This window comes from Magnetovibrio sp. PR-2 (assembly GCF_036689815.1).
Taxonomy (GTDB): Bacteria; Pseudomonadota; Alphaproteobacteria; order Rhodospirillales; family Magnetovibrionaceae; genus Magnetovibrio.
The window spans coordinates 1-11,620 of record NZ_JBAHUR010000025.1 but is presented as its reverse complement, the minus strand read 5'-3'; the positions used below and the strand labels follow the sequence as shown (position 1 = coordinate 11,620).

Annotated in this window: 7 protein-coding genes; 3 read left to right on the top strand and 4 right to left on the bottom strand. The window is 57.4% G+C overall.

The window, feature by feature from the left end:
* Positions 1-59: 59 nt before the first annotated feature.
* From V5T82_RS17870 to cobO, 3 genes are read right to left on the bottom strand one after another with little or no spacing between them, the layout of a single operon-like run.
* The gene (locus V5T82_RS17870) at positions 60-1,547 is read right to left on the bottom strand and encodes a cobyric acid synthase (protein ID WP_332897038.1); all 1,488 of its coding nucleotides are present in this window, start codon (positions 1,545-1,547) and stop codon (positions 60-62) included.
* A gap of 21 nt (positions 1,548-1,568) precedes the next feature.
* Positions 1,569-2,258 carry a lipid-binding SYLF domain-containing protein gene (locus tag V5T82_RS17865; RefSeq protein ID WP_332897037.1) on the bottom strand — a complete coding sequence of 230 codons (690 nt, stop codon included), beginning with the start codon at positions 2,256-2,258 and terminating at the stop codon, positions 1,569-1,571.
* A 50-nt stretch (positions 2,259-2,308) separates the two neighbouring features.
* The gene (gene cobO, locus V5T82_RS17860; RefSeq protein ID WP_332897036.1) at positions 2,309-2,917 is read right to left on the bottom strand and encodes a cob(I)yrinic acid a,c-diamide adenosyltransferase; all 609 of its coding nucleotides are present in this window, start codon (positions 2,915-2,917) and stop codon (positions 2,309-2,311) included.
* Between the two features lie 120 nt (positions 2,918-3,037).
* On the opposite strand from cobO, the gene V5T82_RS17855 reads away from it, so the two are divergent.
* Positions 3,038-4,300, top strand: coding sequence for a sensor histidine kinase (locus V5T82_RS17855; RefSeq protein ID WP_332897035.1), 1,263 nt, complete (start codon positions 3,038-3,040; stop codon positions 4,298-4,300).
* Here V5T82_RS17855 and V5T82_RS17850 read toward each other — a convergent pair whose 3' ends face one another.
* The gene (locus tag V5T82_RS17850) at positions 4,301-5,113 is read right to left on the bottom strand and encodes an undecaprenyl-diphosphate phosphatase (protein WP_332897034.1); all 813 of its coding nucleotides are present in this window, start codon (positions 5,111-5,113) and stop codon (positions 4,301-4,303) included.
* 396 nt (positions 5,114-5,509) lie between these two features.
* Between V5T82_RS17850 and gltB the strand changes: the two genes are divergently transcribed.
* Positions 5,510-10,156 carry a glutamate synthase large subunit gene (gene gltB, locus V5T82_RS17845; RefSeq protein WP_332897033.1) on the top strand — a complete coding sequence of 1,549 codons (4,647 nt, stop codon included), beginning with the start codon at positions 5,510-5,512 and terminating at the stop codon, positions 10,154-10,156.
* Positions 10,157-10,176: 20 nt separating this feature from the next.
* A complete protein-coding gene (locus tag V5T82_RS17840; protein ID WP_332897032.1) occupies positions 10,177-11,604 on the top strand; it encodes a glutamate synthase subunit beta in 1,428 nt (475 codons plus the stop codon).
* The last annotated feature ends 16 nt before the right edge of the window (positions 11,605-11,620 follow it).

Here is an 11,620-nt window from a genome sequence, read left to right as displayed (position 1 = left end):
ACCTGCGCAGGCAGGTGCCTATGGGCGGTTGTGATTTTGGTGTTTCTTGTGGTGAGGGCTCAGTCGGCCAGCGCCAAAATCGCGTCCAAATCCAGACACGCTTCCAGATGATGAGCCAGCTCATCCAGCGCATCCTCAACGCCCTGCTCATACGCTGCCCCACCTTCGCGGTCTTCGCGCAGGCGGGCCAAAAACCCGTGGCGGAAGGCGTCGGATGCGAACACGCCGTGCACGTAGGTGCCCATGACTTGGCCTGAAGCAGAAATCGCGCCTTCTTCGCGGCCATCTTCCAGATGGAACCAAGGGGTCGAACGGTCGGGGCCTTCGGTGAGGCCTAAGTGCATTTCATAGCCTGCTATGTCAAGCCCGCTTGCGGCCTCGACACCTTTCACGTGTTCCAAGGCTTTGTCGTCGGTGAGCACCGTTTCCACATCCATGAGACCCAAGGCGGGTTCTTCGCCCACGGGGCCTGCGGGGCTTTCCATGCCGTCGGGGTCCGAAATCCATTTGCCCAGCATTTGGTAGCCGCCACACAGCCCCACCACCAAACCGCCGCGGCGCAAATGGGCGGCGATGTCGACTTCAAGGCCTTCGGCTTTGAGGTACTTCAAATCCGACACCACGGATTTGGAGCCCGGCAGCACCACCACGTCAACATCACCGGGCAGCGGCTCACCCGCCTCGATCAACATCACGTCCACGTCGTCTTCGGCCATCAAGGGATCTAAGTCGTCAAAATTGGCGATGCGCGGAAACTTTGGCAGGGCGATGCGAATGCGCCCCGCGCCTCCGCGCCCGGTTTCCGCCCAACGGCCCAAAGACGCACTGTCTTCTTTGGGCAGCTTCGCCGCCCCTGCGAACCACGGCACGACACCTAAAGGCGTCCAGCCGGTGCGGGCTTCCATATCCGTCATGGCGCTGTCGAACAGCGAAACGTCACCGCGAAATTTGTTGACGATGAAGCCTTTGATGAGATCGCGTTCCGACGGCATCAGCACCGCATGGGTGCCCACCACCTGGGCAATCACGCCGCCCTTTTCCACATCGCCCGCCAACACGACGGGCACGTTTGCCGCCGTGGCAAAGCCCATGTTGGCAATGTCGCCTGCGCGCAAGTTGACCTCCGACGGGGCACCCGCGCCTTCGACAATGACCAAATCGCAATCGTCTTTATTGCGCGCAAACGCCGCCAAGACGTCGTCCAGCAGGGTTTCTTTGAAGGTGCGGAAGTCTTTGGGCTTCACCTGGCCGCGCATTTTGCCGCCGACCACCAGCTGCGCCCCGGTTTCGCCTTCGGGTTTTAAGAGCACCGGGTTCATGTCCGTGTGGGGTTCCACCCCGCAGGCCCGCGCCTGCAACGCCTGGGCGCGACCGATTTCGCCACCATCCGAGGTGACGGCAGCGTTGTTAGACATGTTTTGCGGCTTGAACGGGCGGACTTTTAGCCCACGCTTGGCAAACGCACGGCACAGCCCCGCCACCAAAAGCGATTTTCCGGCGTCAGAGCCCGTGCCTTGAACCATCAAAGCTTTGGCAAAAGTGGGCACGGGCGAAGTCCTTTGTTGTTGTTATTGCGCCGCGAGCAAGGCCCGTAGCGGTTCCGTGGCCGGGTTTTGCACGGCGCCCCCAAAGACAATCTCTTGAGGCTCAACCATTTGGCCATAAAACGCTTTGGCAAAGTCGTTGCGCTTGATCAAGGCTGCCGCCTCCAACGCACCGCCTGCAAACAAGCCTGTGCCTTGGGTAAAGGCCATGACATCCGCGCCGACGTTGGTGGTGGTTGAAGCCTCAACCCCCGCACCGACGGTGCCAACCACTAAGTTCAAATCCGCACCCAGCTTGCCTTGGTTATCGATGATGGCTTTCACCGCGTCTTGACTAAAGAGCAACACAACAACATCACCCACCTGTGCGCCCAACTGAAAACCGACGCTGCCACTGGCGAGGAAATAAAACGCGGGCTGGCTCCAATTGCCGGCATCGTCCTTAGCCAACAACACACCGCTGCCGCCTTCGGCCGCCAACACAAAGCCACCTTTGACCACGCCGGGCAAAATGATCATGCCCTGGGCCTTGGGCAGAAGTTTGCGGAACTCATCCATGGGTTCGTCCTTGGATGCTTTGAATTTTTTGTACGTCAACTGCGCGCCCTGCACCAATTGGTGTGCGCGTTCTTGATCCGTCATGGGTTTGACCGCGCACGCCCCCAAAGGCAGGCTCACAGCCAAAACCAACACCGCGATTAGTCGTGAAATCATGGACCAGCTCCCCTATCACCACTGACCTTTAAGGCGTAGCACAGCCAAAGCTAAAATTCGATACCTTCTTGCGCTTTGATGCCAGAACGGAACGGGTGTTTGATCTGCGCCATTTCCGTGACCAAGTCGGCGACGTCAATGACCGCGTCCAAAGCATTGCGCCCGGTCAGCACAACATGCAGGTCGTCACGCTTGGAATTGAGCCCCTTGAGCACCTTCTCAGCGTCAAGCTGACCATAGCGCAGCGCAATATTGATTTCGTCCATCACCACCAAATCGATGGTGTCGTCCGCCATCAAACGGCACGCCGCGTCCCAAGCTTTTCCAGCGGCCGCTTTGTCGCGCTCTAAATCCTGGCTTTCCCAGCTAAACCCTTCGCCGTGGGCTTCAATAATGCACTGATCGCCGAATTTTTCGAACACACCGCGCTCGCCCGTGTCCCATTTGCCCTTCACAAACTGAACAATGCCGACCCGCCGCCCATGGCCCAACATGCGCAACACCATGCCCCAAGCAGCCGTGGATTTGCCCTTGCCCTTGCCCGTATGAACGATGACCAGACCTTTTTGGTCGGTTTTTTGGGCCATAATTTTATCGCGAGCGGCCTTTTTCTTTTCCATTTTGAATTTATGGCGTTCGGGATCGACTTGAGCGGACATCTGCATTCCTTAGGTGGGGAGAGGGTCAAAAAATAGGATTAGCCAATAGATTGAACCAAATATATATTATTCAAGTGATCTCTGAAAAGGTCATCTCGCAAAGTGCGCATGAGGGTAGTTATGGAGACAGCGCGGATACTTCTGGGCGGCGGCGGTCAAAAGATCGCGGACTCCTTGTATGCTGTCTTGTCCGAAGACGGCGTCAAGCTGGATATTCAAACCGTCCAAGACGAAGACGATATTCTCACCGCACTCGTTAGCTTCCCTTACGAGTTGTGCATTTTGCGCACCTTGTCCGAAACCCCCGAATTCGCCATTCAAGTCTGCAAAGACGCGCGTCAATCAGGCATCCGCATTCCCGTTGTCGTGCTGATGGATTTGTCCTGCACCCAAACTGAGCGGGACTTTTTGAATGCGGGAGCCATCGCGGCCATCACCTGGGACGGAACCCAGGGGTCTATGCTGCGCAACCTGATGCGCATGACCTTGAACCTGCGCGCGACCCAAGAAAACCTGCGCAAAACCAACGACCGCCTGGTGCAAGAAATGATCACCATGCAAGACGAACGCGAACGCGCCGAGGCTCTCAACGCTCAATACGTGGAACTTGCCGAAAACTACGCATTGGCGAAGGAAGAGCTGGAAAAGCTCAACCAGGAAAAGAACAAGTTTTTCTCCATCATTGCCCACGATCTGCGCAGCCCGTTCACGTCCTTGATGGGCTATACCAATTTGTTGAAAGCCCAAGCGGAGAACCTGAGCACAGAGCAGGTCAAAGATTTCGCCAACACCATCGACCAAAGCGCCAATCGGGTGTTCAAGCTGTTGGAAACCCTTTTGGAATGGGCGCAGCTGCAAATGGATCGCGTTGATCCGCAACCGGATTTCATCACGCTCAATGACATTGCCCAACAAACCGTTGAGGTCTTGGGCCCCGTTGCAACGGAAAAAGGCCTAACACTGACGCAAAGCGGAGACGCACTGAAAGCCTACGCAGACCCCAACATGATCGATACCGTCATCCGCAACTTGGTCAACAACGCCATCAAATTCACGCCCGAGGGCGGCACCATCACCATCGGCTTTGAAACGACACCATTTGGCAAAGCCAAGGTCTTGGTCACCGACACCGGCGTGGGCATGAGCACCAGCGCCGCCAAAAAAGTGTTCAGCCTTACCGACAACGTCACCACCAGAGGCACCAACGGCGAAAAGGGCACGGGACTGGGCCTGACGCTGTGCAAAGAATTGGTGGAACTCAACGCAGGGCTCATCGACGTCACGTCCCAGCCCAACGCGGGCTCGACCTTCAGCTTCACCCTGCCACAAGAAGCGTCGGAAAAACCCAAGAAAGACGAAGAGCCAAAAGCGGCTGCGGGCTGATTACAGGCTCACGTACCCATACGTCACGGCCAGCAAGAACCCGCCCAGTGCAATGCGATACAGCACGAACGGCGTGAAGCTGGCGCGTTTTAACCAGGCCATCATCAAAGAGATCGCAATCAGAGCCGACACGAAAGCCGCGCCGGCACCGGTCAGCGCCGCGTCAATGGCCACAGCGTCGCCTGCTTTATAAAGATCCCAGCCCTTCAACACGCCTGCGCCGACAATGGTGGGAATGCTCAACAACATGGAAAAACGTGCGCAGTCGGGGCGCTCCATGCCTAAAATGCGCCCAGCCGTCATGGTGATGCCGGACCGCGAGGTGCCGGGAATCAGGGCCAAGCACTGCATCACACCAATGATGAAGACGTCCGAGATGCCCAAATGGTCCATGCGCCGGATGGTGATGGAAAAGCGGTCCACCACCCACAACAAAACGCCAAAGCCCAACGTGGTCCAGCCGATCACTTCGATGGAGCGGATCCCGCCCGGCACATAATGGTTCAGCGCAAAGCCCGCGCCGATCACAGGAAGGGTGGCCAGCACCAAGTAAAACGCGAGCCGTGTGCTGGAATTCACGCCTTTGCCCTTCAGCATGCGCCAAAGGCCCCCAAGCATGGCGCCGATGTCTTTATAGAGATAAGCACAAACCGCGCCCAAGGTGCCCACATGCACGGCAACGTCCGAGGCCAAGCCCTGATCTTCCCAGCCCGCAACCCACGGCACCAAGACAAGGTGACCCGACGAGCTGATCGGTAAAAATTCTGTGATGCCCTGAACCAGGGCCAAAATAATAATATGTAAAGTGGGCACAGGAGGTCTCGATTATGAGCCGATGGCAAGGGGGGTTGCGAATCGCCAGAAACTTTAACGCAGCCGACAAGCCGCGCAAAGGGCTGAATCCGCACCACTTTTCAGACCCCTGATTTTTCTTCAAAAAGGTCCGTTTCGAGACCGTCTCAACACGGGCTTAAAGGGGGGCCTAAAGCCTTTATTTCCGCCCGTTTTGGCGTGTTTCAAAAATTGCATTGGCGGGCTTCCCTTTTGAGGCCACTTCTTGTAATGTCGCGCCTCCAAAGTTTCTGTACAAGGTGCCGAACAATCTGCGCCGCGCTGGATAAACTAGCCGCGGGTGTGATGATAGCACCCTGAAAACAAAGAATTTTTCACCCGCCCCCCCAAGGGCGGTTCAAGACTGGATATAAGATTATGAAAGCAAGCGGTCTGCCCCAAGCACAGGGCCTCTACGACCCCAGCAACGAGCACGACAACTGCGGTGTTGGCTTCATTTGCAACATTAAAAACAAAAAGAGCCACGAGATCATTCGCCAAGGTCTGCAAATCCTGGTGAACCTGGACCACCGCGGTGCGGTCGGCGCCGACCCCTTGGCGGGCGACGGTGCGGGCATCATCATGCAAATTCCGCACGAATTGTTGGTGGAAGAATGCGCCGCCTTGGGCTTTGATCTGCCTGAAATCGGCGAATACGCCGTGGGTCAAGTGTTCTTGCCGCAAGACGATAATCTGCGCGACGCTTGCGTTGCCGCGTTTGCCAAAGTCGTGCCCGAAGAAGGTCAAGAGCTGTTGGGCTGGCGCGACGTGCCGGTGGACAATTCCTATCTGGGCGAAAGCGTCAAAGCCGACGAGCCGGTGATCCGTCAAGTCTTCTTCAAAAAAGGCGCCGATTTCGATCTGGCTGCCTTCGAACGCAAACTGTTCGTGATCCGCAAACGCGTACACCACATCATCTGGGACCAAGAAGGCAACCGCGCGGGCTTTTACATGCCGTCCCTGTCGACCCACACCATCGTCTACAAAGGCATGGTGCTGTCGTCGAACCTGATCAACTATTATAAAGACCTGCAAGACGAGCGCGCCACGTCCGCGCTTGCCCTGGTTCACCAACGTTTCTCCACCAACACGTTCCCCAGCTGGGAACTGGCACAGCCGTTCCGTTATCTCTGCCACAACGGCGAGATCAACACGGTGCGCGGCAACATCAACTGGATGGCCGCGCGCAAAGCCACCATGCAGTCCGAAATTCTGGGCGACGATCTGGACAAGCTGTGGCCGTTGATCGGCGACGGTGCGTCTGACTCCGCCACGTTCGACAACGCGTTGGAGCTGTTGGTCGCCGGCGGCTATTCCCTGGCCCACGCCATGATGATGATGATCCCCGAAGCCTGGGACAGCAATCCGCTGATGAGCGAAGATCGCAAAGCGTTCTACGAATATCACGCCGCCTTGATGGAACCCTGGGACGGCCCTGCTGCGGTCTGTTTCACCGACGGTCGCCAAATCGGCGCAACGCTGGACCGCAACGGTCTGCGCCCGGCCCGTTATGTCGTGACCGACGACGATTTTGTCATCATGGGTTCCGAAGTGGGCGTGTTGCCGATCCCCGAAAGCAAAATCGTCAAAAAATGGCGTTTGCAGCCGGGTAAAATGTTCCTGATCGATTTGGAACAAGGCCGCATCATCGACGACGAAGAAATCAAATCCGAGTTGGCGGGCGACAAACCGTACCAAGACTGGCTGGATCAAACGCAAATCCGCGTCGAAGATCTGCCGGAAGAAAACCCGGCCATGGCACCCGACGAAGAAACCCGTCTGGATGCCCAGCAAGCGTTCGGCTATACCCAAGAAGACATCAAGCACTTCATCAAACCCATGGCCTTGACGGGTCAAGACCCCATCGGCTCCATGGGCCGCGACACGCCGATTGCCGTGCTGTCCGACCGCCCGAAGGTGCTTTACGATTACTTCGCGCAAAACTTCGCACAAGTGACCAACCCGCCCATTGATCCGATCCGCGAAGAACTGGTCATGAGCTTGGTCACCCTGATCGGCCCGCGCCCGAACCTGTTGGATCTGGCCGACGCCGGAACCAAAAAACGTTTAGAAGCGCGCCAACCGATCCTGACCAACTTGGATTTGGAAAAAATCCGCCACATTGAAAACCATGTGGACCGTGCGTTTAAAGCCTACACCCTGGACATGGCCTATCCGGCCGACCAAGGGGCTTCGGGCATGGAAGCCGCGTTGGACAAGCTGTTCGCCAAAGCCGAAGAGGTTGTGCGCGACGGCTACAACATTTTGATCCTCTCGGACCGTGCTCTGGACCAAGACCACGTGGCGATCCCGGCTCTGCTGGCGACGGCGGGTGTACATCACCACCTGATCCGCACCGGCCTGCGCACGTCTGTGGGCTTGGTCGTGGAAACGGGCGAAGCGCGCCGCGTACACGATTTTTGCCTGCTGGGCGGTTATGGCGCGGAAGCCATCAACCCGTATCTGGCGTTCGACACCATCTGCTCGCTTCAAAACGAGCTGCCCGACGACTTGACCGTTGCCGAAGCGCAAATGCGCTATATCAAAGCGGTCGACAAAGGCATGCTCAAAGTGTTCTCGAAAATGGGCATTTCCACGTTCCAATCTTACTGTGGCGCGCAAATTTTCGACGCCGTCGGTTTGAACGACGCGTTCATCGAAAAGTACTTCACCAAAACCGCGACGAAAGTCGGCGGCATTGGCATCAACGAAGTCGCCGAGGAAACCGTGCGCCGTCACCGCGAAGCGTTTGGCAACAACCCGCTCTACGCCAAGCAATTGGACGTAGGCGGTGAGCTGGCATGGCGTCATCGCGGCGAAGCCCACTGCTGGACCCCGGAAACGATCCAGCTGTTGCAACACGCCGTGCGTCAAAGCGATCGCGAAACGTACCGCAAGTTCGAAGCCGCGGTGAACAACCACGACGTGGAATTCAAAAACCTGCGCGGCCTGTTCAAACTGAAAGGCACCGGCACGTCCGTTCCCTTGGACGAGGTTGAGCCGCTGGAAGACATCTGCAAACGCTTTGCTACGGGTGCCATGAGCTTCGGCTCGATTTCTTGGGAAGCGCACACCAACTTGGCCATCGCCATGAACCGTCTTGGCGGTAAGTCGAACACGGGTGAAGGCGGTGAAGAAGCCGTGCGCTGGACGCCGTTGGAAAACGGCGACAGCATGCGCTCTGCCATTAAACAGGTGGCGTCCGGTCGCTTCGGTGTCACGGCGGAATACTTGGTCAACGCCGACGACATCCAAATCAAAATGGCCCAGGGTGCGAAGCCCGGTGAAGGCGGTCAGCTGCCCGGCCACAAAGTGGACGACTGGATTGCACGCTTGCGTCACTCCACCCCGGGTGTCGGCTTGATTTCGCCTCCGCCGCACCACGACATTTATTCGATTGAGGATTTGGCACAGCTGATCCACGATCTGAAAAACGTCAACCCGAAGGCCCGCATCTCCGTCAAGCTGGTGTCCGAAGTGGGCGTCGGTACGGTTGCCGCAGGTGTGTCCAAAGCCTACGCCGACCATGTCACCATCTCCGGCTTCGACGGCGGCACGGGTGCAAGCCCGCTGACGTCGACGCAGCACGCAGGCGGTCCGTGGGAAACGGGCTTGGCCGAAACGCACCAGACTTTGGTGATGAACAAACTGCGCGGTCGCATTTGCGTGCAGGTCGACGGTGGTTTGCGCACGGCCCGTGACGTGGTCATCGGCGCCCTGTTGGGTGCGGACGAATTTGGTGTCGCCACGGCAGCGCTGATCGCACAAGGGTGCTTGATGATGCGCAAGTGTCACTTGAACACCTGCCCGGTGGGCATCGCGACGCAAAACCCGGAACTGCGCAAGCTGTTCCCGGGCGAACCGGCACACGTGGTGAACTACTTCACCTTCTTGGCCGAAGAAATGCGCAAGCTGATGGCGGAACTGGGCTTTAAGACCATCAACGAAATGATCGGTCGTTCCGACACGATTGAGATGAACGAAGCTATCGATCACTGGAAAACCCAGGGCTTGGATTTCTCCGGTATCTTGCACAAACCCGAAGCGGGCGACGATGTGGCCGTTTACAACACCGAAACCCAAGACCACGGTCTGGACAAGGCGTTGGACAACGACCTGATCAAACAAGCCCAAGACGCCATCGAAAACGCCACGCCGGTGAAAATCGACAGCACGCTGATCAACGTGAACCGCACGTTCGGCACCATGTTGTCAGGTGAAGTCGCCAAGAAATACGGCAAAGCCGGTCTTGCGGAAGACACCATCGTCATCAACGCCAACGGCAACGCAGGCCAATCTTTGGGTGCGTTCTTGAGCCCCGGCATCTCCATCGACTTGCAAGGCGACGCCAACGATTATGTCGGCAAAGGTTTGTCGGGTGGGCGCATTGTCATCCGTCCGTCGGACGACTGTGCCATTGGCGATCCACAAGACAACATGATCGCCGGCAACACGTGCTTGTACGGTGCGACGGCGGGTGAAGCCTTCTTCCAAGGTGTCGCTGGCGAACGCTTCGGCGTGCGCAACTCCGGCGCCACGGCGGTTGTCGAAGGTGTGGGTGATCACGGTTGTGAATACATGACTGGCGGCATCATCACAGTGCTGGGCCAAACGGGTCGCAACTTCGCGGCCGGTATGTCCGGCGGCATCGCCTACGTCCTGGACGAAGCAGGCGACTTTGAAACCCGCTGCAACTTAGCCCAGGTCGATCTGGAGCCCATCGAAGCCGAAGAGCGCATCATGGACGAAGTGAACGGCCAAGCGGGCGATTTGGAAACCCACGGTTTGGTGGATATCGCTTCCGATATGACCCGCTATGACGCTCAGCGTTTGCGCGGTCTGATCGAAAAACACCACCACTACACAGGCAGTGAACGGGCCAAAGACATTTTGAACAACTGGGCGGATTATCTGCCGAAGTTCAAGAAAGTGATGCCGGTGGAATACCGCCGCGCGTTGCAAGAAATGCAAGCTAAAGATCGTGCCGCCGAGCACGACGGCGTTGACACGTCGGTCGGCAACTAAGGCGGAGAGGAATTTAAGTTATGGGTAAACCTACTGGCTTTTTGGAAAACGAGCGCCGCGACCGTTCTTACGCGCCGGTGTCTGAACGCGTCGAACACTATGACGAGTTCATCGTTCCGTTGAAACAAGACGAGCTCGAAACGCAGGGTTCACGTTGTATGGATTGCGGCATTCCGTTCTGCCACCAAGGCTGTCCGGTGATGAACATCATTCCGGAATGGAACGACGCCGTCTACCAAGGCGACATGCAAGGTGCGTTGCGCATTTTGCATTCGACCAACAACTTTCCCGAATTCACGGGCCGCATCTGCCCCGCACCGTGCGAAGCATCGTGCACCCTGAACTTGGACGACAGGCCGGTCACCATTAAAACCATTGAATGTGCCATCGTTGACAAGGGTTGGTCCGAAGGCTGGATCGAGCCCAAAATCGCCAAAAGCCACACCGACAAACGCGTTGCCGTTGTGGGCGCGGGTCCTGCGGGCATGGCAGCGGCACAACAGCTGGCACGCGCAGGTCATAAAGTGTCTCTGTATGAAAAGAATGCACATGCGGGCGGTTTGCTGCGCTATGGCATTCCGGATTTCAAGCTGGACAAATCGATCATTGACCGTCGCTTGGGCCAAATGAAAACCGAAGGTGTGGATTTCCAACCCAACACCACCATCGGCGTTGACCTCTCCGCCAAGACATTAATGGACAAGTACGACGCTGTTGTGTTGACGGGCGGTTCTGAAAAACCGCGCGACCTTCCGGTGCCGGGGCGCGAATTGAACGGCGTTCACTACGCCATGGAATTCCTGACCCAGCAAAACCGCCGCGTGGGTGGTGAGCTGATCAACGTCGGCGACATCCTGTCCACGGACCAAAACGTCCTGGTCATCGGTGGCGGTGATACGGGTTCTGACTGTGTTGGCACCTCGGCCCGCCAAGGCGCGGCTTCGATCACACAGATCGAAATCATGCCCAAGCCGCCGGAAAAAGAAGACAAGATGGCGACCTGGCCGAACTGGCCGCAAAAGCTGCGCACGTCCACCAGCCACGAAGAAGGCTGCGAGCGCGACTGGAACGTCATGACCAAAGAGTTCATCGACGACGGCAACGGCAACGTCAAAGCGGCCAAAGTCGTGCGCGTGGAATGGACCGACAAAGGCCCGCAAGAAATTGCCGGGTCCGAGTTCGAAATCCCGTGCGACCGCGTTTACCTCGCCATGGGCTTCGTACACCCGATCCACGAAGGCATGTTGGATGAGCTGGGCGTCGACAAAGATGAGCGCGGCAATGTCAAAGCCACGGAAGTCGACTATCAAACGTCCATCGACAAAGTGTTCGCCGCAGGCGACATGCGCCGCGGCCAATCCCTAGTCGTCTGGGCCATCCGCGAAGGCCGCCAAGCCGCCCGCGCAGTGGATGAGTTCTTGATGGGTGCGACGGAATTGCCGCGTTAAAATTTTCCGAATATTA